This window comes from Acinetobacter lwoffii (genome assembly GCF_024129735.1).
GTDB lineage: Bacteria > Pseudomonadota > Gammaproteobacteria > Pseudomonadales > Moraxellaceae > Acinetobacter > Acinetobacter lwoffii_H.
Genome location: NZ_JAMXXK010000006.1, coordinates 58,350 through 85,187, shown reverse-complemented (window position 1 = coordinate 85,187; position 26,838 = coordinate 58,350). Strand labels below are relative to the sequence as shown.

General features: G+C 45.2%; 21 protein-coding genes and 5 tRNA genes. 16 read left to right on the top strand and 10 right to left on the bottom strand.

Annotation, left to right across the window (positions count from 1 at the left end):
- Positions 1–135: 135 nt before the first annotated feature.
- The gene (locus tag NI469_RS03310) at positions 136–1,155 is read right to left on the bottom strand and encodes a sulfate ABC transporter substrate-binding protein (protein ID WP_129717172.1); all 1,020 of its coding nucleotides are present in this window, start codon (positions 1,153–1,155) and stop codon (positions 136–138) included.
- Between the two features lie 244 nt (positions 1,156–1,399).
- Positions 1,400–2,401, bottom strand: coding sequence for a sulfate ABC transporter substrate-binding protein (locus tag NI469_RS03305; protein ID WP_253146331.1), 1,002 nt, complete (start codon positions 2,399–2,401; stop codon positions 1,400–1,402).
- 393 nt (positions 2,402–2,794) lie between these two features.
- On the opposite strand from NI469_RS03305, the gene NI469_RS03300 reads away from it, so the two are divergent.
- The 5 genes from NI469_RS03300 to NI469_RS03280 all read left to right on the top strand — a co-directional run bounded on the left by NI469_RS03300 (position 2,795) and on the right by NI469_RS03280 (position 5,486).
- A complete protein-coding gene (locus NI469_RS03300; RefSeq protein WP_180037262.1) occupies positions 2,795–3,097 on the top strand; it encodes a hypothetical protein in 303 nt (100 codons plus the stop codon).
- Between the two features lie 134 nt (positions 3,098–3,231).
- The gene (gene gltX, locus NI469_RS03295) at positions 3,232–4,740 is read left to right on the top strand and encodes a glutamate--tRNA ligase (protein ID WP_253174414.1); all 1,509 of its coding nucleotides are present in this window, start codon (positions 3,232–3,234) and stop codon (positions 4,738–4,740) included.
- A gap of 57 nt (positions 4,741–4,797) precedes the next feature.
- Positions 4,798–4,873 (top strand) — tRNA-Ala (locus NI469_RS03290).
- Between the two features lie 38 nt (positions 4,874–4,911).
- Positions 4,912–4,987: transfer RNA gene (locus tag NI469_RS03285), tRNA-Glu, on the top strand.
- 157 nt (positions 4,988–5,144) lie between these two features.
- Positions 5,145–5,486 (top strand): membrane protein, encoded by a 342-nt coding sequence (locus tag NI469_RS03280; RefSeq protein WP_004281123.1) that lies wholly within the window; start codon positions 5,145–5,147, stop codon positions 5,484–5,486.
- Positions 5,487–5,562: 76 nt separating this feature from the next.
- Here the strand turns inward: NI469_RS03280 and ettA are convergent, their stop codons facing one another.
- Positions 5,563–7,224 (bottom strand): energy-dependent translational throttle protein EttA, encoded by a 1,662-nt coding sequence (gene ettA / locus NI469_RS03275; RefSeq protein ID WP_004281122.1) that lies wholly within the window; start codon positions 7,222–7,224, stop codon positions 5,563–5,565.
- 308 nt (positions 7,225–7,532) lie between these two features.
- On the opposite strand from ettA, the gene NI469_RS03270 reads away from it, so the two are divergent.
- From NI469_RS03270 to NI469_RS03220, 11 genes are all read left to right on the top strand, one after another.
- Positions 7,533–8,810 (top strand): O-acetylhomoserine aminocarboxypropyltransferase/cysteine synthase family protein, encoded by a 1,278-nt coding sequence (locus tag NI469_RS03270; protein WP_086044375.1) that lies wholly within the window; start codon positions 7,533–7,535, stop codon positions 8,808–8,810.
- A gap of 295 nt (positions 8,811–9,105) precedes the next feature.
- On the top strand, positions 9,106–9,993 hold the full coding sequence (locus NI469_RS03265; RefSeq protein ID WP_174894126.1) for an SDR family NAD(P)-dependent oxidoreductase: 888 nt from the start codon (positions 9,106–9,108) through the stop codon (positions 9,991–9,993).
- A 544-nt stretch (positions 9,994–10,537) separates the two neighbouring features.
- On the top strand, positions 10,538–11,320 hold the full coding sequence (hisIE, locus tag NI469_RS03260; protein WP_253146329.1) for a bifunctional phosphoribosyl-AMP cyclohydrolase/phosphoribosyl-ATP diphosphatase HisIE: 783 nt from the start codon (positions 10,538–10,540) through the stop codon (positions 11,318–11,320).
- A 15-nt stretch (positions 11,321–11,335) separates the two neighbouring features.
- Positions 11,336–12,838 carry a UvrD-helicase domain-containing protein gene (locus NI469_RS03255; RefSeq protein ID WP_253146328.1) on the top strand — a complete coding sequence of 501 codons (1,503 nt, stop codon included), beginning with the start codon at positions 11,336–11,338 and terminating at the stop codon, positions 12,836–12,838.
- 41 nt (positions 12,839–12,879) lie between these two features.
- Entirely contained in the window at positions 12,880–14,262 is a 1,383-nt protein-coding gene (locus NI469_RS03250) for an ATP-binding protein (RefSeq protein WP_253146327.1), read from the top strand.
- Between the two features lie 436 nt (positions 14,263–14,698).
- Complete coding sequence (locus tag NI469_RS03245) at positions 14,699–17,536, top strand: monovalent cation/H+ antiporter subunit A (protein WP_064094621.1); 2,838 nt, start codon at positions 14,699–14,701, stop codon at positions 17,534–17,536.
- Between the two features lie 4 nt (positions 17,537–17,540).
- Positions 17,541–17,906: a Na+/H+ antiporter subunit C gene (locus tag NI469_RS03240; protein ID WP_004281114.1), complete on the top strand. Its 366-nt coding sequence runs from the start codon at positions 17,541–17,543 to the stop codon at positions 17,904–17,906.
- On the top strand, positions 17,906–19,714 hold the full coding sequence (locus NI469_RS03235) for a monovalent cation/H+ antiporter subunit D (RefSeq protein WP_064094622.1): 1,809 nt from the start codon (positions 17,906–17,908) through the stop codon (positions 19,712–19,714). Before NI469_RS03240 ends, NI469_RS03235 begins: the two co-directional genes overlap by 1 nt.
- The gene (locus NI469_RS03230) at positions 19,714–20,232 is read left to right on the top strand and encodes a Na+/H+ antiporter subunit E (protein ID WP_064094623.1); all 519 of its coding nucleotides are present in this window, start codon (positions 19,714–19,716) and stop codon (positions 20,230–20,232) included. The genes NI469_RS03235 and NI469_RS03230 overlap by 1 nt, the downstream gene beginning before the upstream one ends.
- Entirely contained in the window at positions 20,229–20,504 is a 276-nt protein-coding gene (locus tag NI469_RS03225) for a monovalent cation/H+ antiporter subunit F (protein WP_064094624.1), read from the top strand. The genes NI469_RS03230 and NI469_RS03225 overlap by 4 nt, the downstream gene beginning before the upstream one ends.
- A 10-nt stretch (positions 20,505–20,514) precedes the next feature.
- On the top strand, positions 20,515–20,919 hold the full coding sequence (locus NI469_RS03220; protein ID WP_064094625.1) for a Na+/H+ antiporter subunit G: 405 nt from the start codon (positions 20,515–20,517) through the stop codon (positions 20,917–20,919).
- A gap of 99 nt (positions 20,920–21,018) precedes the next feature.
- Here NI469_RS03220 and NI469_RS03215 read toward each other — a convergent pair whose 3' ends face one another.
- The 7 genes from NI469_RS03215 to NI469_RS03185 form a co-directional block, all read right to left on the bottom strand.
- Positions 21,019–21,423, bottom strand: coding sequence for a ribosome-binding factor A (locus tag NI469_RS03215; protein ID WP_064094626.1), 405 nt, complete (start codon positions 21,421–21,423; stop codon positions 21,019–21,021).
- Positions 21,423–24,131, bottom strand: a complete 2,709-nt coding sequence (gene infB, locus NI469_RS03210) for a translation initiation factor IF-2 (protein ID WP_086044369.1) — start codon at positions 24,129–24,131, stop codon at positions 21,423–21,425. Before infB ends, NI469_RS03215 begins: the two co-directional genes overlap by 1 nt.
- Positions 24,132–24,141: 10 nt before the next feature.
- On the bottom strand, positions 24,142–25,626 hold the full coding sequence (gene nusA, locus NI469_RS03205; protein ID WP_004281105.1) for a transcription termination factor NusA: 1,485 nt from the start codon (positions 25,624–25,626) through the stop codon (positions 24,142–24,144).
- A 34-nt stretch (positions 25,627–25,660) separates the two neighbouring features.
- Positions 25,661–26,185 (bottom strand): ribosome maturation factor RimP, encoded by a 525-nt coding sequence (rimP, locus tag NI469_RS03200; protein ID WP_004281103.1) that lies wholly within the window; start codon positions 26,183–26,185, stop codon positions 25,661–25,663.
- Between the two features lie 223 nt (positions 26,186–26,408).
- Positions 26,409–26,485, bottom strand: a tRNA-Met gene (locus NI469_RS03195).
- Between the two features lie 88 nt (positions 26,486–26,573).
- A tRNA-Met gene (locus tag NI469_RS03190) sits at positions 26,574–26,650 on the bottom strand.
- Between the two features lie 68 nt (positions 26,651–26,718).
- Positions 26,719–26,795 (bottom strand) — tRNA-Met (locus NI469_RS03185).
- Between the last annotated feature and the right edge of the window lie 43 nt (positions 26,796–26,838).

Sequence of the window (26,838 nt, the reverse complement as noted above, 5' to 3'; positions counted from 1 at the left end):
GAAGGGTTAGAAGTTGCCCACGAGTTGTGAAAGGAAAACCGCAGAAATACCCAAGAAAATGCCAGTCAATTTCTTAACTGACTGGCATTACCGGTTTCGGAGGCTTTTTTCAATACAGATGACTTCGTAAATCAATTAACGCTTGCTGTTATAAATCTGGTCAAAGATTGCACCATTCACAAAATGGGTTTTCTGTGCATTGGCCCAACCACCAAAGACTTCATCAATGGTAAAGGTTTTGATTTTCGGGAACTGTGCCGAATATTTCGCTAATACTTTTTCATTACGTGGACGATAGAAATGTTTAGCTGCCATTTCCTGACCCAATGGTGAATACAGGTAATTGATATAACCTGTTGCCAACCACTTATTGCCATTTTTCTCTACCGTACGATCCACAATCGCCACTGACGGTTCAGTCAAAATCGTAATTGATGGATAGACGATATCAAACTTGTTTTTACCTAAGGTCTTTTGCGTTACTAAAGCTTCATTTTCCCAAGTCAGCAATACATCGCCAATCCCACGCTCGGCAAAGGTGGTCATTGAAGCACGGGCAGCAGAATCCATCACTTTCACGTTCTTATAAAGTTTGCCGACAAAGTCCTGTGCTTTGGCTTTATTACCGCCTGGCTGTTTCTCGGCATAACCCCATGCAGACAGATACACCCAACGCGGCAAACCACCCGTTTTTGGGTTCGGCGTAATAATTTGCACGCCTGGTTTGGTTAAGTCATTCCAGTCCTTGATGCCTTTCGGATTGCCTTTACGTACCATGAATACGATCGTCGAGGTATAAGGTGCCGAGTTGTGTGGGAATTCCTTTTGCCAGCCTGGCTGAATCTGACCAGATTTCACAATTTCTTCGATGTCATTGGCCAGCGCCAAAGTCACCACATCACCTTTCAAGCCATCGACCACAGAACGTGCCTGTTTGCCCGAACCGCCATGTGACTGCTTGAAATTCACATCCAGACCGGTGCGGTTTTTCCAGTAAGCGCCAAATGATTTGTTAAATTCATCATAGAACTCACGCGTAGCATCATAGGATACATTTAGAAACTGACGGTCTGCTGCTTGTGAAGCAGTCGCGGTCATGCCTAAACCAGTCGCCAATAAGGCAGCACTAAATAACGATTTTAATTGAATTTTCATGGCAGCACGGAGTTTATCTTCATTAGATATAACTATATGAAATAAAATCATTTATCGCAATTCACCCTACAACATCACAACACGATAAAATAAAAGGTTTTTCTGTATTAATATTTTGTTTTTAAAAGGAAAATACTATTTATTATTCTACTTATCTCTAATATATAGAATTTTATGCATTAGATATAAAGAAAATGGATAACACTTTAGCCATTTTCTTTATTGTATTTAGACTAACGCTCACTTATCTTTTTTCATTGTAAATCTGGTCATAAATCGCCCCATTCACAAAATGTGTTTTTTGCGCTTTGGCCCAACCACCAAAGACTTTATCAATGGTAAAGGTCTGGATTTTCGGAAACTGGGCTGAATATTTGGCAGCCACTTTGGCGTCCCGCGGACGGAAGAAATATTTCGCAGCAAGCTCCTGCCCTTTTGGTGAATATAAATAGTTTAAATAGCCTTTTGCCAGATGGGTAGTGCCATTTTTATTCACGTTCTTATCGACAATCGCTACCGATGGTTCGGCCAGAATTGAAATCGATGGATAGACAATATCGTACTTGTCTTTACCCAGACCTTGCGTCGCCAGCAAGGCTTCATTTTCCCAGGATAAAAGCACATCACCAATGCCGCGCTCGGCAAACGTCGTCAGTGAACCACGGGCACCGGAATCTAAAACTTTGACATTTTGATAAAGTTTTTTCACCAACTCTTTGGCTTTCGCATCATTACCGCCTGGCTGTTTCAGTGCATAACCCCAAGCAGAAAGATAGATCCAACGTGGCGCGCCACCAGTTTTCGGGTTTGGGGTAATAATGTCCACACCCGCTTTGGTCAGATCATTCCAGTCTTTGATTTGCTTTGGATTGCCTTTACGCACCAAGAATACAATCGTAGACGTATAGGGTGCCGAATTACTCGGAAACTCTTTTTGCCAACCTTTCTCGATTAAACCGGCATTGACGATTTCTTCGATATCATTGGCTAAGGCCAAGGTTACGACATCGGCCTGCAAACCATCGACCACCGAACGTGCCTGCTTGCCTGAACCGCCATGCGACTGTTTAAAATTAACCGTTTGTCCGGTTTTCTGCTTCCAGAACTTGCCAAATTCTTCATTATATTCCTGATAAAATTCACGGGTCGGGTCATAAGAGACATTCAGGAAATGTTTGGCAATAGAATTCTGTACTGCTGTTCCCACTAAAATTGTCAAGATTGCGGATGCTATTATTTTTTTCATCTGATGTAACTCATTGTTTATATGACCCGCACTATACAAATCAAAAATAAACATAACAATCATACATTTATAATAATATCTACAATCTATTGCTGATTTTGAGATATCTTCTAACAATTAAATCCGGATACATATTCTGCCAGAAAAGTAATCTTCTGCTACAATATAAGACAGTTCTTCACGTTCTCTTCACAGTTGTCTGTTAAAAATAGGCCACCAAAACAGGAAATTACGATTTTTGGTAATTTTCCACAGAGTTATATTATTTCTTTTGTAAAAAATGTGACTTGGTTCTACTTCTTTATGATCAACTGTGATTAAATTGTAGACAGAGTATTAAAAAAACATTTTTAACAAAATAAAACCAACCAGAAGTAAGGAGGAAGTTTGGATATGAAATTTACATTATTCACAGCCAGCATCCTAAGCCTGATTATGTTGTTCTCGATTCAACTCGGTCATGCCGTCGTTGTGAAGACAGATTTGCCGAAGCCTACAGTAAGCACTGTTGAAAGCAAGACTTCGCCGATTGAAAAAGCGATTCAGCAACAAAAAACTGAAAAAACACTTCAAACAGAAGATAATCTAAAAGTCTTAACTGCATTTAAAGTCGCACCTTCGCAAAATTTCTTTGCAGAACAGAATTACCGCTTCACCCGCTTTGTACAAAGTATTTTTTCGAGCGATCATTCTTAAGCAGTACCAAAACACAACAGCGCTGAATATTTCCGGATTTAAAAGCCACATCACTCAATGTTGAATAAAGCATTAAGTGATGTGGCTTTTTCGCTATAATAGCTGCAATTTTATATCTAAGATTAGATCCGGCTATGACTGTTCGTACTCGTATTGCACCTTCTCCTACTGGTTTTCCGCATGTAGGTACTGCCTATATCGCCTTGTTTAACTTATGTTTTGCTAAACAGCATGGTGGTGAATTCATTCTTCGTATTGAAGATACTGACCAACTGCGCTCAACGCCTGAATCTGAAAAAATGATCCTGGATTCATTGCGCTGGTTGGGTCTGAACTGGTCTGAAGGTCCTGATGTCGGTGGCCCGCATGCGCCGTATCGCCAGTCAGAACGTATGGATATCTATAAAAATTATGCCTTGGAACTGGTAGAGAAAGGTCATGCTTTCTACTGTTTCGCAACTGCTGAAGAACTGGATCAAATGCGTGCAGAACAGCAGGCACGTGGTGAGTCGCCACGTTATGACGGTCGCGGTCTGAATCTCACTCAAGAAGAAGTTGAGCGTCGTTTGGCCGCTGGTGAACCACACGTCATCCGTATGAAAGTACCAACTGAAGGCGTATGTAAATTCAATGACATGCTACGTGGTGAAGTCGAGATTCCATGGGCACAAGTAGACATGCAAATTCTACTAAAAACCGATGGCCTCCCAACCTACCATTTAGCTAACGTAGTAGATGATCATTTGATGCAAATCACCCACGTGATTCGTGGTGAAGAATGGATTCCATCTGCGCCGAAACACCAGTTGCTGTATCAATATTTCGGTTGGGACATGCCGGTACTCTGCCACATGCCACTGTTGCGTAACCCGGATAAATCCAAGCTATCAAAACGTAAAAACCCGACCTCAATTAACTACTATAGAGACATCGGTGTACTGCCTGAAGCCTTGTTGAACTACTTGGGCCGTATGGGCTGGTCAATGCCAGATGAAAGTGAAAAATTTACTCTGGTAGAAATGATTGAACATTTTGATATCAAACGTGTATCACTTGGTGGTCCGATCTTTGATGTCGAGAAACTAAACTGGTTAAATGGTCAATGGATCAAGGCACTCAGCCCGGCTGAACTTCTAGACACATTATTGGCCTGGAAAGCAGATCGTGCCAAGTTAGAAGAAATTGCGGCTGCGATTCAGCCACGTATTAACCTACTGTCTGAAGCAGTAAATTGGTCTGCGCATTACTTCAACCACTTCCCGACTCTGTCTAAAGAACAGTTTGAAAGCAAGAAACTGTCGGATGAACAGGTACGTCAAAGTCTTCAATTCGCAATTTGGCGTTTAGAAAGCCTGTTTACTTGGAATAACGATACGGTGAGCCAGACCTTGATGGACTTGGCGACACAGATGGAAATCAAGCTACGTGATTTCATGCCTGCGTTCTTTATTGCGATCGCCGGTTCGACTGCATCTACACCAGTGATGCAAACGATGGTGACCATTGGTCCGGATTTAACCTTTGCACGTTTACGTCATGCGCTGGAAATTGTCGGTGGTCCAAGCAAAAAAGAGCTGAAAATCTGGGAAAAACTCAATGAAAGCTTAAAATTGCCGAAAAATGAAGCAGTTGATCAAGCTTAATTAATTTTTGTGTTGACGTGTGAGTGCGATATCCCTAATATAGCGCTCACACAGACTGGGGTCATAGCTCAGTTGGTAGAGCGCTACAATGGCATTGTAGAGGTCAGGAGTTCGATCCTCCTTGACTCCACCAAATCAAGTCTTGCTTTAGCTGTGTTATTTGCCTCAATTGTCCCTATCGTCTAGAGGCCTAGGACATCGCCCTTTCACGGCGGTAACCGGGGTTCGAATCCCCGTAGGGACGCCATATTCAAGATCATCGTAATATATTATGGTGATCTTATAAAAAACCCAAGCATTGCGACTTGGGTTTTTTATTGCCTGTATATTTTATGTTGGGCAATATTTCGGTTTCTTCGCATCTTCCGATAAAATAATCAGTAATTTAGAATTTTGGAGTTGTAATGCAATATCGTTGCCCTAAGTGTCAAAGCCCGAAAATCATGCCAGTGGCCCAGCCAGGTCAAGCAGCTCCACGTCCAGTGGTTCCTAAAAGCTTAATGTTTCTGGTCCCTGCCCTGTTCCTGTTATTATTACTGGTCATTATTAGCATCGCGATGTGGATTTTTGGCGATGGTGCAGGTACCACTTTACAGACTGCGACTGTGATCGTCTTTATTCTTTCTTTGATCGCAGGTTTTATGTTCTATAAAGATCTACCTGATTTTAAAATTTCAATGCAGGCATTCATGCAAACACAAAAGAAATGGAAATGCCGTGAATGTAATCATGAGTGGGAAATCTAATTTACCCTCCACCATATAATAAACATAAAAAAACCAGCCCTGAGGCTGGTTTTTTATTTACAAAAGTCGGAGATGATTAAACACCGATTTTGCGATATTTTTGACGCTTCGCTACCAGATCATCACCATCACGTTTACGGCGATATTCTTCGAATTCAGCATAGTTACCAGTGAAGAATTCAGGGGTTTCACCTTCGAATGACAAGATGTGCGTTGCAATACGGTCTAGGAACCAACGGTCATGCGAGATCACCATCACAGTACCTGGGAATACCAAAATGGCATCCTCAAGTGCACGCAAGGTTTCGATGTCCAAGTCGTTCGATGGTTCATCCAGCAAAATCACGTTTGCGCCCATTTGCAGGATTTTCGCAAGTTGTAAACGGTTACGCTCACCACCTGATAATTGACCTACACGCTTTTGCTGATCCTGACCTTTAAAGTTAAAGCGACCGATATACGCACGAGATGCAATTTCGTAATCACCAATCTTCAAGATATCCAGACCGCCAGACACTTCTTCCCAAACGGTTTTGTTGTTGTCTAAGGTGTCACGGATCTGACCGACATAAGCCACTTTAACCGATTCACCCAGCGTTACCGTACCGGTATCTGGTTGCTGTTCACCAGTCATCATACGGAATAGCGTGGTTTTACCTGCACCGTTCTCACCCACAATACCCACAATGGCAGCAGGTGGTACTGTGAACGTTAAATCTTTGTACAGTAAGCGATCACCAAACGATTTGCTGATGCCTTCAACTTCTACAACCTTGTTGCCCAGACGTGGACCAGGTGGAATGTAGATTTCAGAGGTTTCGTTACGCTGTTGGAATTCGCGTGAGTTAAGCTCTTCAAAACGCTCCATACGCGCTTTGTTTTTCTTTTGCTGACCTTTGGCATTTGAACGAACCCATTCAAGTTCTTTTTTCAATGCTTTAGCAAAAGATTCTTCCTGCTTGTTCTCTTGCTCTAAACGGGCATTTTTCTGCTCAAGCCAAGAAGAATAGTTACCTTGATACGGAATGCCCATACCACGGTCAAGCTCAAGAATCCATTCAGCTACGTTATCCAGGAAGTAACGATCATGCGTAATCGCGACGATGGTACCCGGGAAGTCTTTCAAGAAACGTTCCAACCAAGATACAGATGAAGCATCTAAATGGTTCGTCGGTTCATCGAGAAGCAACATGTCTGGCTTAGACAGAAGTAAACGGCAAAGTGCCACACGACGGCGTTCACCACCTGAAAGCTTAGATACATCTGCATCCCATGCAGGCAGGTTCAATGCTGCAGCAGCTTGATCCATCTGGTTCGCAAGGTTATGCGCATCCCAAGTCTGGATAATCGCTTCAAGCTTCTCTTGCTCTTTCGCAAGTGCATCGAAATCTGCATCTTCTGCTGCATATTCAGCAAAGACTTCATCAAGACGTGCTAAAGCATCAAGCGGTTCACGCAAACCATCTTCGACGTTACCACGAACGTCTTTAGTTTCATCTAAAGGTGGTTCTTGCTCAAGATAACCGATTTTTGTACCCGGTTGCGCACGTGCCTCACCAGAGAAATCTTTATCTACGCCCGCCATAATACGAAGCAAGGTAGATTTACCTGCACCGTTTAAACCAAGCACACCAATTTTAGCGCCTGGGAAAAATGATAAGGAGATGTCTTTCAGAATTTCGCGCTTAGGCGGAACCATCTTCGACACTCGGTTCATCGTGTAAATATATTGGGCCACGTAGGACTCCTCAACTGAAAAACCAAATGGGGTTAAAACAACCACCCCAGCTCAAAAATGAGCGAAAAAATAATCGGCTATTATACGCAGAAAGCAGCGAAAACATAAGCCATTGCCATGAACTTCAATGCATTGTTACAAGTTTATTGATGATGTTTTTTTAAACAGTTGTTTTCAGTAAAATAAACGACTCAAATCCAGGTCGATATATGAATATTTCATATATTTATTTCAATAAAATTGCACTTTTACTCATATGTGAAAATGCTACACTCAAGCCATAAACTTAAACAAGAAGATCAAACAGAATGAGTTATAAAGCAGAAACCCTTGCGATTCATGCAGGTTATACCCCAGAAGCAACCACCAAAGCTGTGGCAGTGCCGATTTACCAAACCACGTCTTATGCCTTTGACAATACTCAACATGGGGCCGATCTCTTTGATTTAAAGGTTCAGGGCAATATCTATACCCGAATTATGAACCCGACCACTGCGGTTCTGGAACAACGTGTCGCAGCACTGGAAGGTGGAATTGGCGCGCTGGCTTTGGCCTCTGGCATGGCTGCGATTACTTATGCGATTCAGACCATTGCGGAAGCGGGTGACAACATTGCTTCTGTGTCAACGCTTTACGGAGGTACCTATAATCTTTTTGCGCACACCCTGCCCAAACAGGGTATTGAAGTCCGTTTCTTTGATTATGAACAACCGGAAAGTCTGCATGACTTGATTGATGAAAAAACCAAACTGGTTTTTGTGGAATCGATTGGTAACCCGCTGGGTAATATTATTGATTTGGAAGCCATTGCTAAAATTGCACATGAATATGGCGTACCGGTGATTGTCGACAATACCGTTGCCACCCCAGTACTACAAAAATCTTTCGACTTTGGTGCGGATATTGTGGTGCATTCCCTGACCAAATATATCGGTGGTCATGGCAATTCAATTGGCGGCATTATTGTGGATAGCGGCAAATTCCCGTGGGGTAAATACCCTGAACGTTTCCCTGCCCTGAATACGCCTGATCCAAGCTACCATGGCGTGAACTATGTCGAAGTTTTGGGGGAAGCAGCATATATCGCACGTGCGCGTGTAGTGCCACTGCGTAATACCGGCGCTGCGATCAGTCCGCAGAATGTGTTTTTGATTCTGCAAGGTCTGGAAACTTTAAGCTTGCGTATGGAACGTCATACCGAAAATGCACTGAAAGTCGCTGAATATCTGCAAAAACATCCTAAAGTGAAATGGGTCAATTACGCCGGCCTGAAAGATCACCCACAGCATGCCTTGGCACAGAAATATGTGAAAGGTAAACCTTCTGCCATTCTGACCTTTGGGGTAGAACATGGTCTCGAAGGCGGCACACGTTTTATTGATGCCCTGCAATTGTTCACCCGTCTGGTCAATATCGGCGACGCTAAAAGTCTGGCCTGCCATCCGGCGACTACTACGCATCGTCAGCTCAATGCCGAAGAGTTAAAATCGGCAGGCGTCAGTGAGGATATGGTGCGTTTATCCATTGGGATTGAACATAGTGATGACCTGATTGCCGATCTGGAACAGGCGCTGGCGGCCGTTTAAAAAGGTGCCCGAGCCGCTTCGAAACCTCATCATTTTGGTGAGGTTTTTTTATTTATTTTCTAAAACAGCCACTTGCTTTACTTTTTATTTTCATGTTAAAAGTTAAATGAAAGAGTGAACACAAATAGAGCAATTACTCTAATTTTTATTTTAATTTCAATACTTTAATTTATAGATTTTCCTGAAGAATTGGTTATCATATCTGGACTCACCTTCGCTCTCATCTTCTGTTAGAGCGCCATAGACCTTTAATAAAAATAATTTGAACGCTGACTTCAAATTAGGGATAACAAACGTGAAAACTAGACTACACAAACAACTGGAAAAACGTGTTGCAGGTAAAACCGTCCTGATTACCGGTGCATCCAGCGGTATTGGTTTAACGACAGCACATCAACTGGCTGATGCAGGTGCCCATGTTTTACTGGTGGCCCGTACTCAGGAAACCCTAGAACAAGTAAAATCAGAAATTGAAGCCAAAGGCGGCAAAGCCTCAATCTTTCCATGTGATTTAAACAATATGGAAGCGATTGATGAAGTTTCCAAACAGATTATTGCCTCAGTCGATCATATTGATATTCTGATCAATAATGCAGGACGTTCGATTCGCCGTGCGGTACACGAGTCAGTAGATCGTTTTCATGATTTTGAACGGACTATGCAGCTGAACTATTTTGGCGCCGTGCGTCTGGTCATGAATATCCTGCCGCAAATGATGATTCGTCGTGCGGGTCATATTATTAATATCAGTTCGATTGGCGTACTGGCCAATGCCACCCGCTTTTCGGCCTATGTCGCATCAAAAGCTGCGCTGGATGCCTTTAGCCGCTGCCTGTCTGCAGAAGTGCATTCGCACAAAATCGCAATCACATCGATCTATATGCCTTTGGTGCGCACCCCGATGATTGCGCCAACCAAAATTTATAAATATGTCCCAACACTTTCTCCGGAACAAGCGGCTGACCTGATTGCCTATGCGATTGTGAAACGCCCGAAGAAAGTGGCAACCGGTTTGGGCCGTCTGGCCTCCATTACCTATTCCATTGCACCGGATATCAACAATGTCTTGATGTCGATTGGTTATAACCTGTTCCCAAGTTCAAGTGCATCTGTGGGCCAACCACAAAAATTAAACTTGGTGCAAAAAGCATATGCGCGTCTGTTCCCGGGCGAACACTGGTAATTTTTCATACGGACAATTTAATTAAAATACGAGCCGCCTACAGGGCTAATGCCAGTCAGTTAAATAATTGACTGGCATTTTCTTTTTAAATTCAAGATTATATTTGATAGGTAGAAAAGTCATCCGCAACTGTTTGAGGCAGGACTACATTAAAAAATGATTATTTCTGCGATAAATTTACTAGTGGATGGTGGCTGACGAGTTTTGCGGATGACAAATGCCTTTGGTTACTTTGGGCGAAACCAAAGTAACCAATGATTTACAAATATTTGATTTAAAACGCTAAGACTCCGTCGTGAACGACTAAAAAGTTAAAGAGTCTATTTCTAAATTCTTTAACTGATCAGCATTAGCCCACAGGGCTGATTTTTAATGTCTCAGATTTAAAATATCTGGGTAAAAGCAGATCAATCTGGATAACACACGACACAGTCTGTCCTTTCAAGCACAGATTTTTGCTGCAAATGCTGCGAGATCACGTACACTATCAGCGGATATTTCCTATCCGTATTTTTATATTTTGATTGAAATGATGGAAACCCTTATGAACAACGCGCAATGGCTCGATGAAGTAAAATTTAACGAACAAGGATTAGTCCCTGCCATTGCCCAGCATCATCAAACTGGACGTGTGTTGATGGTGGCCTGGATGAACCGTGAAGCCTTGGCTTTAACTGCCGGAAAAAATCAGGCAGTGTATTTCTCCCGTTCACGCAACAAGTTATGGCATAAGGGCGAAGAATCAGGACATTTTCAGACCGTACATGAAATCCGTCTGGACTGTGATGCCGATGTGATTGTGCTGCAAATTGAACAACATGGCGGTATCGCCTGTCATACTGGCCGTGAATCATGCTTCTATCGCAAGCTCACCCCAAATGGCTGGGAAATTGTCGATGCACAGCTGAAAGATCCGTCTGCGATTTATGGCGAAAAATCTGCTAATCCACATACGCTGGCGATGGAAGCCTCAACAGCCCAATCTGAACAGGTCGAAGTCTTGTCTTATCTGGGCCAAATGATGGCAGAACGCAAACAGGCTGATCCGGACTCATCTTATGTGGCCAAGCTGTACCATAAAGGCCTGAACAAGATTCTGGAAAAAGTCGGTGAAGAAAGCTTTGAAACCATACTGGCAGCCAAAGATTTTGATCAGGATGCTTCCGCAGATCATAAAAATGATCTGATTTATGAAGTCGCAGATCTTTGGTTCCATACTATCGTCATGCTCGGCTATTTCGACCTGGATGTGCAATTGGTATTAAATGAATTGGCACGTCGCCAAGGCTTGTCCGGCCTGGTTGAAAAAGCCAATCGTCAGTATTAAGCCTTGAATTCATCTGTGTCTGATTTAAAAAAACCGACCGCGACCTATGAGCAGGCGACTGCCATTGATAACGCACGTCTGGGTAAATCCTTTAAAGTCATTGCCTATGCAGGCACAGGTAAAACCACTACCCTGCAAATGATCAGTGATGCCATGCTGCAAAGACGTGGCATGTATCTGGCTTTTAACAAGGCAATTGCCAGTGAAGCACAGGCCAAGTTTCACCGGGGTGTGGATTGCCGTACTTTTCACTCGCTGGCGTTTCGCAGTGTTCCACGTGGAGTCACCGACAAACTGCGCTTGCCACGCTTGAGTCCGAGTTTTATTGCCAAAGAATACCGGCTTGAACCGATGACCATGCGCCGCATGATGGGCGGACGTTATGAGAAATATGTCTTGATGCCTTCGCGTCTGGCGAGTTTAGTCGCCAATGCTGTCGGTTATTTTTGTTCGACCAGTTCGCAATACCCTGCCCCACGGCATATCCAGGCACCGAGCTGGTTGCATCCAGATGATATCGAGACTTTACAGAAGAAACTTTATCCGGCAGTCGAACGGCGCTGGTTAGAGTCGATTGATCCAAATCATCAGGCCGGTATCGGTCATGACATTTACCTGAAACTCTGGGCGCTGTCCGAGCCGAACATCCCGGCCGATTATGTACTATTCGATGAAGCCCAAGATGCCGATCCCTTAATGCTGGGGATTTTGCTGAAACAGCGCAGCACCCAGGTGATTTATGTCGGAGACGCGCATCAGCAGATTTATGCCTGGCGTGGTGCAGTCAATGCCATGCAGCAACTGCCCTTACCAGAATCACGTCTGACCACCTCATTTCGTTTCGGTCCTGAAATTGCCCTGAATGCCAATGCCATTTTAGGTGCCTTAAATGAAACTGTGCCTTTACTCGGCAATCCGCAATTAGACTCTAAAGTCGTGAATAAACCGCATACCAAAATGCGCGATGCAATTTTATGCCGGACCAATGCCCGCGCCATGGAATTGTTATTAGCGGGTTTAGTTCGTGGTGATAAAGTCAGCCTGCAAGCCGACCATGTCAAACTGAATCGTTTTGTCGATGCGGCTGCCATGCTGAAACAGGGCAAACGTGTGGTTGATGTGCCGGAACTAGCCTGGTTCAACTCCTGGCATGATGTCCATGAATATTGTGAAACCAATGAAGGCAGTGACATCAAGCCACTGGTCAAACTGGTGGACGAACATGGGACTGATCCGCTGAAAAAAGCCCTGGCTAAAATCACCCCGATTGCCCAAGCTGACTATATTATTTCCACGGCGCACAAGGCCAAAGGTCTGGAATGGGATCGGGTTCATATTGAAGATGACTATCAGTTTAAGCTCAATGAAAAAGACCATAAAATTAGTGATGAAGAATTAAGATTACTTTACGTGGCCTGTACACGTGCTAAAGTGAGTTTAAATATTCATCACATTTATGACCTGATTCAGCAACTGAAGATCAAAATGCCGCAGTCGCTTCGGCAGGCAGTCGGTTAAAGTGCATGGCATGGATGTAAACATCATAGGACAGGTGATCTATGCACATCCAAGCGCTCCAACTGAAACACACTCTGCATTTTTCCGACATTCAGCTCCAGTTTAATTATCCGCAATGCCCGGTCACCTTGATTCTGGGCAATCAGGGAGCTGGCAAAACCACGCTTTTACGTTTTAGCTATCAGGCACTGACCTGGTTTGCAGCCCGTTATCGCGACAGCCGTGCCGCGGGTCTGGTAATGCAAGATCAGGACATCATGCAAAACCGGCTGCAATCCAAAATCGATATCCGGATTGGTTTTCCTGAAGAGATGGGCAGCTTGCCAGAATCCAGTCAGTCCGAGCCTGCGAACCTACAAAGCTGTTCATGGCAAATCTACAAGACCCTAAACAGTCAGGGTCTGGGCTTTAGCAAAGCAGAAACCTCACAGCTTGAAAGCGTGCTCAGCCTGTATCACAAAGCCCGCTTGCACGATCCCCTGCTCGGTTTGCCGCTAATTGCCTATTATCCGGCTGAACGCTTTACCAATGAAGTCAATCTGCTCAGCAAAAATAACCCGGTCATTCTCCAGTCTGCACATGCTTATGAAATAGCTGCGATTCCTTTCACCACTTTTGCCCGTTTTTTTGAATGGTTTCGTGAAATCAGTGATATTGAAAATGCGCAAAGTGCCAAGATTATGGACCAGATTTTGTCGCGTGCCTTGCATCAGCCAGAGGATATTCGCGGAGATGAACTGACCCGGCAGATCGAGAAAGCCCAGGCACATCTGCATGCACCGAATCTCACCGCTTTAAAACAGGCCTTGTCGCTGATCCTGCCAGAAATCAGCCAGATTTATTTAAAATACCAGCCCAAGCTGCAATTGATGGTGACCTATCAGCAACAGACCTTTAGCTTCCAGCAACTGCCCAACAGTATCCGCAACTGGATTGCGCTGGTGGGCGATATTGTGCGGCGGCTTTGCCTGTTGAATCCCAACAGTTTATTTCCGTGTCAGGAAGGTACAGGCGTTTTACTGATTGATGCGATTGATCATCAGCTGGACCAGGAGATGGCAGCAGTGATCCTGTCACGCCTGCATCAGGCTTTTCCTAACTTGCAGATTATTGCGACCGGCAACCGACCTGAATTACTGGAACAGGCGCAAGGCTTTCAATGTCTGAAACTGGAAAATAAACAGCTGCACCCCATTCATCTTGAAAGTATGAAAACCCAGTTTGATCAGATCTACGCAGAGCTGGAATTGCAGCGAAATAGAGATATTTCGCCCGAAGATACTTTACTGGAAACGGTCACCGAACCCGTCACACCGCTTGCTGTATTGCAAATGATCCAGCAACAGTTAAATCCGGAACAGCAGCAGGAACTACGAGTCTTACTTACTCAAGAGCATCATCCGACGCTACCTCAGTCGCTCTAAACAGATTCAAAAAAATAAGCGCGATTGTTTGAGTAAACAAGGAAGCCTTTTTCAGCATTCTGTTTTGCTAGTATTGAACTGTTTTGAGTCAAATTTACAATCAATGCCTGCAATTTAATCTTAATTTTCGGTGACTTCTGGATGATCTGTTTAAGCATCCCTCTGCGGTTAAAACCAAGCTCACGTATAATTTATAAGTTCCACATAAAAACGTTGATGTTGTTGTTATCCTGTAATATGATCGGATTTATTTGCGAATTTCATTGTAAAATCGGAATTTGCTATCGTTCATAAGTTGCGCAATACAACTGTTTTATATTCTTTTTGAATATTCTTTTGGCTTTCAAGATTGAGAAGTTTGGATCGCTCCTTGTGGTCCTGTAGTCCTTGGAAGATAAAGATTCACCCTAGGTTGATCACAACCTAAATCACGACAATGGATACGAGTGTGCTGCCGATTATTATATTGTTACCGTTAGTATTAGGCACAACCCTTGTCTCGTGGCTGAAGCAATTTTCGCGCGAGGTAACGGCTTTAGGGGCAATTGGTGTCAGCCTCAGCAGTTTCTTATTATTATTGAGTCAAGCGCCTGCCATATTTGATGGCGCAGTGATTACCCAGACCTGGTCCTGGCTGCCGCAGCTGGGTATTGATTTCAGTTTTCGTCTGGATTCCCTGGGACTGCTGTTTGCCCTGCTGATCAGCGGGATTGGTACGCTGATTTATATTTATGCCTATTATTATCTGAATCCCAAAAATTCGCTGAGCAAGCTGTATCTTCTGCTGATGCTGTTTATGGCAGCTATGCTCGGGATTTCATTGTCAAATAACCTGATTCTTTTATTGGTTTTCTGGGAATTGACCAGTATTTCATCTTTCCTGCTAGTGGGTTACTGGAGCAATTACGAAGCTGCGCAACGTGGCTCACGTATGGCTCTGACCATTACTGGACTGGGTGGTCTGGCCATGCTGGGTGGTTTTATCCTGCTTGGTCAAATCACTGGTACCTACCAGATTGATCAAATCCTTACGATGACCGAACAGATTCAGTCACATGCTTTATTTGTACCGGCTCTCTTGCTGATTTTACTCGGTGCTTTTACCAAAAGTGCGCAGTTTCCCTTCCATTTCTGGTTACCGAATGCCATGGCTGCGCCGACACCTGTCTCTGCCTATTTACACTCGGCCACTATGGTCAAAGCCGGTTTATTTCTGGTCGCACGCTTGCTACCGATCTTCGTCGGTGCTGCACTGTTTCATAATATTGTAACCTTTGTCGGTCTGTTTACCCTATGTATGGCCGCTTTTTTTGCCATTTTCAAGGAAGACCTGAAGGGCTTACTCGCCTATTCAACCATCAGCCATTTAGGCCTGATCATGTGTCTGCTTGGGATCGGTTCTCCTCTGGCGGTTGCAGCTGCAATTTTTCATATTATTAACCATGCCACCTTTAAAGCGGCCCTGTTTATGATTGCCGGAATTATCGACCATGAATCGGGCACACGTGACTTGCGCAAACTGTCAGGCTTATGGCAACTGCTACCCTATACCGCTACCCTGACCATGATTACGGCGGCGGCTATGGCAGGTGTGCCACTGACCAATGGCTTCCTGTCCAAGGAAATGTTCTTTACCGAACTGGTCGCGAACTTGAGTGGTCCGGTCATGGTCGTTTCAGCCATTGTCGCAACACTGGCCGGGATTTTTGCAGTCGCCTATTCTACTCGACTGGTGCATGGGGTATTTTTCGATGGTCCGCTAGGCAAGCAGGTTCCGAATAAAGATGCACATGAACCTCCGTTTGGCATGCGTGCACCCGCAACCTTATTGGCAATCTTGTGTATTTTGGTGGGTATATTCCCGGCACTTCTGGTTGAAAAAATTGTAAACAGCTCCACCCGGGCATCGACTCAGGATTTTGCTTTTGAAGGCACTCATCTGGCACTATGGCATGGCTTCAACCTGCCGCTGCTGATGAGCGTGATAGCCCTCGTTGGCGGAGTCATCTTCTATTTTTCTCTTGCCAAAGGTGGTACCTTACGCGAAATCGACCTGGATCCAAAACTGGGCCGCTTGCAGGGCCGGGTATTGTTCGAACTGTTTTTGAAAAATCTGCTGCTGAATTCACGCCGTTTCCGCCGTGCCACTGAAAATGGCAAATTACAAAGCTATTTATTGTGGATCGTGATTTTTACTGTCGCACTGGTCAGTTTCCCACTGGTGAACAATGCGGTGGGCACGGGTACACGTGAACTGACCCACGCCCCTGCTCTGGCGATTATCTTGTGGTTACTCCTGTTTTCTGCCTGCTGGATGCTGCTGTGGTTCCATCATGAGCGGATTAAAGCTGTACTGATTAGCGGTGCAGTCGGTCTGGTCGTCACCATGGTTTTTATCGGTTTCTCGGCACCCGATCTGGCATTGACCCAGATTACGGTCGATGTGGTCACCACGGTTCTGCTACTGATGAGTTTATCTTTACTGCCTCAGTTAACACCGTATGAATCGAGTCCGACCCGTCGCTGGCGTGATGCCATTATTGCAATAGGTGGCGGTCTTGGAATAGCAGCTATTGCCTGGCTGATCATGACCCGTGATCATAATTCCATTTCATGGTTCTTCCTGCAACAGTCGATTCCACTGGGCGGCGGCACCAATGTGGTGAATGTGATTCTGGTCGACTTCCGTGGTTTCGATACCTTTGGCGAAATTACCGTACTTGGAATTGCCGCGATTGGTGTACTTAGCCTGATGGATGGAATGCGTGCCCATGGCGCCACCATCACCCAGGGTCTGACCTATCGTTTTAATCCTTCACCCCTGATGTTACGTATTACTGCATCATGGATCTTGCCTGTAGCACTGGTGGTCAGCCTGTACATCTTTATGCGTGGCCATAACCTGCCAGGCGGTGGATTTATTGCAGGCTTGGTCACCTCACTGGCACTTATTATTCAATATATCGCAGTGGGGCAGGATAAAACCGAACAGTTGCTGGGGGCCAAATCTGGCCGTCTCTATGAAATCTGGATTGGAGTCGGCTTAACCATTGCCGGTTTGACCGGTGTCGCGGCCTGGTTCTGGTCACGTCCATTCCTGACCAGTGCACATATCTATGTCTCTCCGCCAATGATTGGAGAAATGCATTTGGCTTCGGCTGCGCTGTTTGATGTTGGCGTTTATGTCACTGTTGTGGGTGCAACGATGCTGATGATTTCAGTCTTAGGCGATTCACGTCACTCAAGCATGACTGGCCCTGTACCAAGAGGATAATAGAATGATCAGTTTAGAATTTTTATTAGCCTCTGCGATTGGCCTGCTGACGGCCACAGGCATTTATCTGATCCTGCGTGCCCGTACCTTCCCGGTAGTGTTGGGTCTCGCCATGATTGGTTATGCAGTCAACCTGTTTTTATTTGCCATGGGCCGAATTCAGATGAATTCGCCTGCAGTATTGACTGAAGCCTCGAAAGTGACCGATCCCCTTCCTCAGGCACTGGTGCTGACAGCCATCGTGATTGGCTTTGCCACCACTGCCTTTATTGTCCAACTGGCATTGCGTAGCCGCTACGAATCAGGAACAGACCACGTTGACTCCAAAGAAGAAATACCAAATCTTGACCCGCGCGAGGATGAGCCTTAATGACTGATCTTCTCAATTTCTGGAATCAACATACCCCTATTTTCAGTATTCTTTTACCGGCCTTTACCGCTTTTGTCCTGGTTCTTTTAGGCAACCCGGGTTCAGGCTCTCTGGTGACGGACTGGCGTCAGCCCTGGCGTCGGGGTATCAGCTATGTCTCGAGTATCTTGGGCCTGATCATTGCTGTCAGCTATTTAGTAGACAGTAGTCAGGGTCAGATCAATGTTTATACGCTGGGCGAATGGGTCGCACCTTTTGGTATTGTACTGGTTCTCGATCAGCTCTCTGCGATGATGCTGGTTTTGACCTATGCCCTTGCAGTGCCGGTGCTCTGGTATGCCAGTAAAGAATGGGATATGCGTGGGCGTTATTTCCATGCCATGGTGCATTTCCTGCTCATGGGTTTGACCGGTGCCTTCCTGACCGGTGACCTGTTTAACCTGTTCGTGTTTTTTGAAATCTTGTTGATGGCATCCTATGTACTACTGCTACATGGACAAGGCAAGGCCCGTTTCCAGCTGGGAATCCACTACGTCACCATTAATCTGTTTGCTTCTGCCCTATTCCTGATTGGACTCGGGATGATTTATGGCAGTGTCGGCAGTCTGAATATGGCAGATGTGGCCCGCTTGATGCCTACCCTCGCTGAAGATCAGCACAAGCTGGCGGTTGCTGGTGGATTAATGCTGTTTGTCGTGTTCGGAATTAAAGCGGCGATGCTACCGCTTGGCTTCTGGTTACCCAAAACCTATGCCGTAGCCACCACACCTGTGGCAGCACTCTTTACCATCATGACCAAAGTCGGGGTGTATGCAATTTTACGGATTAATGGAACTGTTTTTGATGATGAATACAGCCACCAGATCCTGATGAATTGCCTGCTGGTGATTGGTCTGATTACGTCGGTTTATGGCGTGATTTGCGCAATCGGCACAGAACGTCTGCGCCGTTTTATCGGCTTTATGGTGCTGTCTTCAGTCGGAACAATTCTGGTAGCAATCGGCATGAATACAACTGCAGCCTGGGCCGGTGCATTGTATTATATGGTGCACAGTACCCTGATTGGCGCAGCCTTTTATATCCTGTCAGGCTGGATTACCTCACAGCGCGGCGAATTTAAGGATCACTTTAAAATCGCGCCACTGATGAAACAGAACAAGCTGGTTTCGATTGTCTATTTCATCATTGCCTTGATGATGGCCGGCCTGCCACCGTTTAGTGGTTTCTTCGGTAAAGTCTTTATTTTGCAGGCTTCTGCCAATTCAGACTATCAGATGATTATTATCCTGACCATTTTATTGGTAAGCTTCCTCAGTATTCTGGCCTTTACCCGGGTTGGTTTCGTGCTGTTCTGGCGTTCGACCAGACCTGAGGATGACCTTAATTCTGAAGATTTTCACAAATACGAAGCCCTACCAAGTAAGGCACCCGCACGTAATGATCGTGTAATCTATCTATTGCTTGCTGGCCTGACTGCCTATGTGGTGTTTGCCGGACCGATCTATCAATATAATTATCAGACTGCAGAACAGATTAAAAATAATCCGGTTTATGAAGCTGCCTTGTTAAAACGCGATGCAGAAGGCCAGTTTATCAGTGTGCAACCTTTTGATCCAAGCTATTTACCTGAAACCAAGTACGGTGGTGAGACAGTCGATCCGAATGCACATCTGGTTCCTTATACGATTTCGGAAGCCACTCTGGAAGGTGAAAACATTTCTGAATTCAAGCAACGCCAGATTGATCAGCAGTATGTTGAACAAAACAGATATGATGATAATCAACTTAAACCGGTGGAGGGACCTTAATGGCTGTATCATTCCTGCAACGTTGGTTCCCGCATCCGCTGGTTTCTGTGATCGTTGGGCTAAGCTGGATTCTGCTGGCACATAATCTGGAAGCTGGAACATTGCTTTTCGCGCTGGTTCTGGCGATTGTCATTCCGAAAATGGTTGCACCTTTTATTGACTATACCCCGAATATCCAGTGGGCTCCTGCCCTGCGCCTGTTCTTTGTCGTGGTTTGGGATATTGTAGTAGCCAATATTAAAGTCGCAAAACTGGTACTTGGTCCAACCAAGAACCTGCATCCGAAATGGTTTCGCGTGCCTTTGGAAACCGAGCATGAGGAAGTCAATGCCTTGCTGGCAATGATCATTACTACAACGCCCGGTACAGTATCTGCAGGCATTGATCAGGATCGTGGTGATATTCTGGTTCATGCCTTAAGCACAGAGGATGAAGCAGCAGAAATCGAAACGATCAAACAGCGCTACGAACAGCCTTTGATTGAAATTTTCAGCGCACAGACAGGAGAAAAAGCATGACTATTCTGCCTTATGCATTAATGATTTGCCTGGGTGCTATCACTGTCTCGATGTTACTCTGCCTGATCCGGCTCATCACTGGCCCTTCTATCGTTGACCGGCTCTTGGCACTCGATACCCTGTTCCTGAATGCCACCTGTCTGATTGTCATTTTAGGGATTTACTGGAGTAGCAGCTTCCTGTTTGAAGGGGCCTTACTGGTTGCGATGCTTGGCTTTGTTTCGACTGCAGCCTTGGCACGTTATTTCACCACTGGCCATGTGATCGACTAGGAGTTTTTAAATGTCCTTAATTTTAGAAATACTGGTGTCGATTTTTTTATTGATTGGTGCTTTCTTTATGTTGGTCGGCGGGATCGGTATGGTCCGTCTGCCCGATCTGTTTATGCGTCTGCACGCCCCGACCAAATCCAGTACTTTGGGCCTGGGCAGCTTTTTGATGGCCTCAATTCTGTTCTCGGCCATATATGGCCGTTTCGGTTTTGCTGAAGTGCTCATCACCCTGTTCGCCTTCATTACCGCACCGGTATCTGCCAATCTGATGGCACAGGCTGCATTACATTTGCGTTTACGCTCTTTGAGTGGCGAGGTTCCGGAAACGCTGGAACGCCCTCTGCCTTGGCAGCGCTCACGTCGCCGTGCTTTTTATGAGAAAAAAATGAACCATAAAGATGATGATCTCACTTAATCCAGACTATTTTTAGATTGGTCTATCAGTAGCTTAATTTTTGATACAACCAGACAATAAAAAAGCCACCCAAAGGTGGCTTTTTTATTGTGTTAAGACTTATTCATTGTCTTTTTTTGCTTCTGCTTCAGGTAAGTCCTTCACAGCTTCAGCGATCAAACCAAACATATAGTTACCATATGCATTGGTCTTATCATAATGGAAACGTAGACGAGGCGTAATACGGGTTTTAATACGACGACTCAGCTCATGGCGCAGGAAACCGGATGCTTTGTTTAATACATCCAGAGTTTCTTTATTTGCCGCTTCGCTTTGTTCGTCGCCAAGTTCACGTCCCATTACAGTGACATAAACTTCCGCATATCCCAGGTCTGGGCTCACCTTCACCGCAGAGATGGTCACCAGACCACCTAAGCGTGGATCTTTCAGCTCCTGACGGATCAGTTCTGACAACTCGCGTTGTACTGTATCCGCCATACGCTTCAGACGTTGACTACCCGCCATTAAAGACTCCGTTTAATCAGTTGAACATCGTACACTTCGATCTTGTCGAGAGGTTTGATGTCTTTATAGCCTTTCACCGCAAGACCACATTCCATACCGGCACGAACTTCTTCAACCACTTCTTTGTAGCGACGAAGAGATTCAAGCTCACCCTGGAACACAACCACGTCATCACGTAATACGCGAATCGGTTTGTTACGATGTAATACACCTTCAAGCACCATACAGCCTGCAGCCGCACCAAACTTACTTGAGTGGAATACTTCACGTACTTGTGCAACACCCAGAATCGTTTCACGATGTTCTGGTGCAAGCTTACCGCTCATTGCTGCTTTCACATCATCAATCAATTGATAGATGATTGAGTAGTAACGAATGTCGATACTGTCTGCATCTGCTTTTTGACGCGCAGCGTTGTCCGCACGTACGTTAAAGCCGAGTAGAACTGCTTCTGAAGATTCAGCCAGTGTCACGTCAGACTCAGTGATCGCACCTACACCAGAACCGATGATACGTACTTTAACTTCATCAGTCGCAAGCTCAGCAAGTGCAACGTGTAATGCTTCCAAGGTACCGCGTACGTCAGTTTTCAACACAACATTTACGATAGGCACATCTTTCTTGCCCATAGACGCCATGATGTTTTCAAGACGCATTGCAGATTGACGCTCAAGACGTTTTTGACGTTCACGATCCATACGCGCATCGGCAACTTCACGTGCTTTCTTCTCGTCACTCACCACAAGAACTTCGTCACCCGCCATTGGTGCTTCTGGAAGACCCAGAATTTCCACTGGAATCGAAGGACCTGCAGATTTGATACGCTGACCATTTTCATCCGTCATCGCACGAACGCGACCATAAGATGAACCGGCAAGAACGAGATCACCTACTTTCAATGTACCGTTTTGAACCAGAATAGACGTTACCGCACCACGGCTGTTGTCTACACGTGCTTCAATTACGACACCTTGTGCAGCGCCTTCTTCCGATGCTTTAAGCTCTAGAAGTTCAGCTTGAATCGAAATAATATCAAGAAGTTCATCAATACCTTGACCAGTATGTGCAGAAACCATTGCCACTGGAACGTCACCACCCCATTGTTCTGGCACGATTTCTTTCACAGTCAATTCATTCAATACGCGATCTGGATCAGCAGATTCTTTATCCATCTTGTTGATCGCAACAATGATTGGCGTACCTGCAGCACGTGCATGGTCAATTGCTTCTGCAGTTTGTGGCATTACACCATCATCTGCTGCAACAACCAGAACCACGATATCTGTTGCTTTCGCACCACGTGAACGCATTGCAGTAAATGCTGCGTGTCCCGGAGTATCAAGGAATGTAATCATACCTTTATCAGTAGTTACATGGTAAGCACCGATATGCTGTGTGATACCGCCCGCTTCCCCAGCAGCCACTTTGGCACGACGAATACGGTCAAGCAGCGATGTCTTACCATGGTCAACGTGACCCATAATGGTAACAACAGGCGCACGCGTAGATTGCGCACCACGTGCTTCTTCAGCTGCTTCAAGCAAGTTATCTTCAGCTTGTGTATCAGAAACCAGTACCGGATTATGGCCCATTTCCTCAACAACAAGTGCAGCAATTTCTTGATCAATCGCCTGGTTCTGAGTAACCAATTCACCCATTTTCATGAGTGATTTAATCACTTCACGAACCTTAACTGCCATTTTCGCAGCCAAGTCAGCAACGACAATCGTTTCACCGATTTCAACATCGTAAACCTGTTTTTTCACAGGTTTTTCGAAGCCGTGCTTGTTGCCCTGGCTAGTTTTTAAACCGCGCTTAGGCTGTTTGCTGAAGCTTTGCTCTTCCTGACCACGACGACCACCTTTTTTAGGTGCACGCGCGCTCGGCGTATTCGTACCACGTTTGATTTCGCGGTCTTCTTTGGCAAAAGAGTCTTCATATGCCTGACCAACAAGGCCGGCAGCCAGAGGAGAATCATCAACAACACGAATCGTTGCAGTGGTATCTTCCGCGGTGTACTTGGACGCCATTTGACGCATTTGTTCAAGCGTACGTTGCTGCGCTTCTTCAGCCGCTTTACGACGTGCCGCTTCTTCAACAGCTTTTAATTTTGCTGCTTCTGCTTCACGTGCCTTTTTCTGTTCAGCGGTTTCAGTTGGTTTAACAACTTGCTTCACAATCGGCTTGTTGGTTGATTTGCGTTTTACCACAACTGCAGCTTTAGAAACTTCTTGCTTGTCGCTGGTTTGCTTTGCAGCAGCACGCATCGCCTCTAAAGCTTTATTCGCGTTATTTACGCCAGTTTTTGGAGCTTCAGCAGAAGCAGCTTGCGCTGTATTCTGTTCAGGCGCAGCTTTGGCCTGTTGCTCAGCCTTGGCTTTCGCCAATGCTTCTGCTTTGATCTGTTCTGGATCCGGCTTAACAAATGTATGCTTCTTGCGAACTTCTACATTAATCGTTTTCGCCTTACCTGAAGTACTGGCTACTTTAGCCGTACTAGTCGTTTTACGTTTCAACGTGATTTGCCCTGCTTGGCTTTCTGAACCCTGTGACTTTTTCACATGGCTCATCAAGCTGTCTTGTTGTTCGGTGGTAATAATATCGTCAGCTTTACGCTGTGGTAAACCTGCCTCACGAACCTGCTCTAGGAGCTTCTCAACTGGACGACCCACATTGAGGGCTAACTCTTTAATCGACTTGTCCGTCATATACTACCTCCTAGTTAAACCATGATTCGCGCGCTTTCATAATGAGTTGACCTGCTTTCTCAGCACCCAAACCTTCAATATCTTCGATATCGTCAGTCGCCTGATCTGCTAAATCATCCACTGTTACCACACCACGAGCTGCTAGCGCTTGCGCGATCTCTACTGTCATGCCTTCCATTGCAACAAGTTCTTCACTTGGCGCTTGTATGTTCTCTTGCTGTTGTAATGCATCAGCAAGTGCAATTTCTTTCGCACGGCTTTGCAGTAGTTCAACCAGTTCCGCATCCAGTTCGATTTCATCAAACGTTTCTGCAGGGACATAAGCAATTTCTTCAAGCGAGGTGAAGCCCATTTCTACCAATGCCATCGCCAAATCTTCCGCGATATCCAGACGGGTAACAAACATGTCTAAATATTGTTGCGCTTCGTTTTGTTGACGGGCGTAGTATTCCTCTTCCAGCATCATGTCCAGCTTGTAGCCAGTCAATTCAGATGCCAGACGAACGTTCTGACCTTGTGAACCAATCGCACGTGCCAACTGATCGCTGGTTGCGAAAATGATATCTGCAGTACGTGCATCTTCATCGATGACAATACTCGATACATCTGCTGGTTCCAATGCACTTGCGATATATTGCGCAGGATCATCCGACCAAACTACCACATCAATACGCTCGCCATTGAGCTCTTGCTGTACAGCTTGAATACGGGTACCACGCATACCAATACAAGCACCCACCGGGTCAATACGGTGGTCATTGGTTTTCACTGCAATTTTAGCACGAACGCCTGGTTGGCGAGCCGCCGCTTTAATTTCAATAATTTCTTCAGAAATCTCAGGGATTTCTTTCTTCATCAATGCAATCAGCATATCCGGTTTAGCACGTGACAGTTGTAACTGCGCACCACGACCTTCACGGTTGACATTGAATAGAATCGCATTCACGCGTTGCTTCGGACGAAGGATTTCTTTCGGAATCATTTCTTCGCGAGCAAGATACGCTTCAGCATTGTCACCTAGGTCAATGATAAAGCCGTCTTTGGTTTGTTTTTTCACTTCACCGTAGATCAGCTCGCCGACTTTAGATTCGTAAGCATCGGCTACAAGTGCACGTTCTGCTTCACGGATCTTCTGTACAATCACTTGCTTGGCAATTTGCGCTGCAATACGACCGAAGTCAATTGACTCAACTTCCAGCTCACGAATGTCGCCAATCGACCATTTTGCCGGATCGACATCAGAGATGGCATCCTGACAAGCTGGCATTTCATGATCTTCGTCTGCAACCACTTCCCACTGACGGAAAGTACGATAGTCACCTGTTTTACGATCAATTTCCACACGTAAACGTGCTTCTTCCGAATGTGTTCCTTCGTAAAATTTTTTCTTTGTCGCAGCAACTAAAGCTTGCTCAAGCGCTTCAAAGATCGCTTCACGAGGTACACCTTTTTCGTTACTAACCGTTTCAACGACGGTCAGAATTTCACGTGCCATACGTCACCTATTCGTTAAATTTTTATTTATTCAATTAATCTTGGAAGACCAAATTTGCTTTATCGATATTGTGACTGTCGATCTCCAATACCTGTTGCTTTTCTACTTCAACCTGAATCATTTCATTTTCAAGATCGACAGCAACCAGTTTGGCCTGGAATTTACGACGGTTATCTACCGCACTGATCAAACGTAGTGCTACGGTATGACCGATATAGCCTGACATCTGCTCGAGCTGGAAGAATGGACGGTCCCAGCCTGGCGAAGATACTTCAAGTGAATATTCACCCGAGATCGGATCATGAACATCCAGCATTGCGCCCACTTGCTGCGTTACACGCACACAATCCTGAACGCCAATACCACGCCCCTGCTCTTCTTCACCATCTTCATTGATTGCTGGTGCAACGCTCTCATCGACTGGCTTGTCGATGTAGATACGTAATAACGAACATTTACCCTGTGGCAGGAATTCGATCCCCCAAAGGTTTACATTACAGGCTTCAACTGCTGGTGCAATCAAGTCCTGAAGTGCTTGAGTTTTATTTGATAGCTTCATTTACTCTCGTCATCTGGTGCGATTTTATGATCTATTTGACCACTACAAACGAATACAAACTATAGTAGTAGTGAAACATGGAGATTTGACCAAATAATGTCGACACTACACGATAGCCAATAAAAAAGGGCGTAAATCGCCCCAATTAATGCACAATTTAAGATTTTTTCAAATCCCACTGTGCAAAAAGGCCCACCTTGTTGTGAGCCTCTTTTTAGAAACTTGGTAGCGGGAGCTGGATTTGAACCAACGACCTTCGGGTTATGAGCCCGACGAGCTACCAGACTGCTCCATCCCGCATCAACGTGCAAAAATTATATACAAAAGATGAGAACTTTTCAATCAAAACCACATCATTCTGCATATTTGTCATCTGTCGCTGAAAAAGTGGTAGCGGGAGCTGGATTTGAACCAACGACCTTCGGGTTATGAGCCCGACGAGCTACCAGACTGCTCCATCCCGCATCAGCGTACAAATAACATTCAGTTTAAAAAAACTTAAACTGCTTTTAAAGTTTGCATCTTTAAAAGATTGGTAGCGGGAGCTGGATTTGAACCAACGACCTTCGGGTTATGAGCCCGACGAGCTACCAGACTGCTCCATCCCGCAACAACATGCAAATTATATTTCTCAGCTTAATACTGGTTTAAGC

Bases quoted from the DNA above. Each gene is read 5' to 3' on its own strand.
- NI469_RS03310 (WP_129717172.1), bottom strand. From the start codon at position 1,155: ATGAAAATTCAATTAAAATCGTTATTTAGTGCTGCCTTATTGGCGACT.
- NI469_RS03220 (WP_064094625.1), top strand. From the start codon at position 20,515: ATGTCCTTAATTTTAGAAATACTGGTGTCGATTTTTTTATTGATTGGT.
- NI469_RS03235 (WP_064094622.1), top strand. From the start codon at position 17,906: ATGACTGATCTTCTCAATTTCTGGAATCAACATACCCCTATTTTCAGT.
- rimP (WP_004281103.1), bottom strand. From the start codon at position 26,185: ATGAAGCTATCAAATAAAACTCAAGCACTTCAGGACTTGATTGCACCA.
- NI469_RS03305 (WP_253146331.1), bottom strand. From the start codon at position 2,401: ATGAAAAAAATAATAGCATCCGCAATCTTGACAATTTTAGTGGGAACA.
- NI469_RS03225 (WP_064094624.1), top strand. From the start codon at position 20,229: ATGACTATTCTGCCTTATGCATTAATGATTTGCCTGGGTGCTATCACT.
- NI469_RS03240 (WP_004281114.1), top strand. From the start codon at position 17,541: ATGATCAGTTTAGAATTTTTATTAGCCTCTGCGATTGGCCTGCTGACG.
- NI469_RS03215 (WP_064094626.1), bottom strand. From the start codon at position 21,423: ATGGCGGGTAGTCAACGTCTGAAGCGTATGGCGGATACAGTACAACGC.
- NI469_RS03230 (WP_064094623.1), top strand. From the start codon at position 19,714: ATGGCTGTATCATTCCTGCAACGTTGGTTCCCGCATCCGCTGGTTTCT.
- NI469_RS03245 (WP_064094621.1), top strand. From the start codon at position 14,699: ATGGATACGAGTGTGCTGCCGATTATTATATTGTTACCGTTAGTATTA.
- NI469_RS03250 (WP_253146327.1), top strand. From the start codon at position 12,880: ATGCACATCCAAGCGCTCCAACTGAAACACACTCTGCATTTTTCCGAC.
- NI469_RS03270 (WP_086044375.1), top strand. From the start codon at position 7,533: ATGAGTTATAAAGCAGAAACCCTTGCGATTCATGCAGGTTATACCCCA.
- hisIE (WP_253146329.1), top strand. From the start codon at position 10,538: ATGAACAACGCGCAATGGCTCGATGAAGTAAAATTTAACGAACAAGGA.
- infB (WP_086044369.1), bottom strand. From the start codon at position 24,131: ATGACGGACAAGTCGATTAAAGAGTTAGCCCTCAATGTGGGTCGTCCA.
- NI469_RS03300 (WP_180037262.1), top strand. From the start codon at position 2,795: ATGAAATTTACATTATTCACAGCCAGCATCCTAAGCCTGATTATGTTG.
- NI469_RS03280 (WP_004281123.1), top strand. From the start codon at position 5,145: ATGCAATATCGTTGCCCTAAGTGTCAAAGCCCGAAAATCATGCCAGTG.
- nusA (WP_004281105.1), bottom strand. From the start codon at position 25,626: ATGGCACGTGAAATTCTGACCGTCGTTGAAACGGTTAGTAACGAAAAA.
- gltX (WP_253174414.1), top strand. From the start codon at position 3,232: ATGACTGTTCGTACTCGTATTGCACCTTCTCCTACTGGTTTTCCGCAT.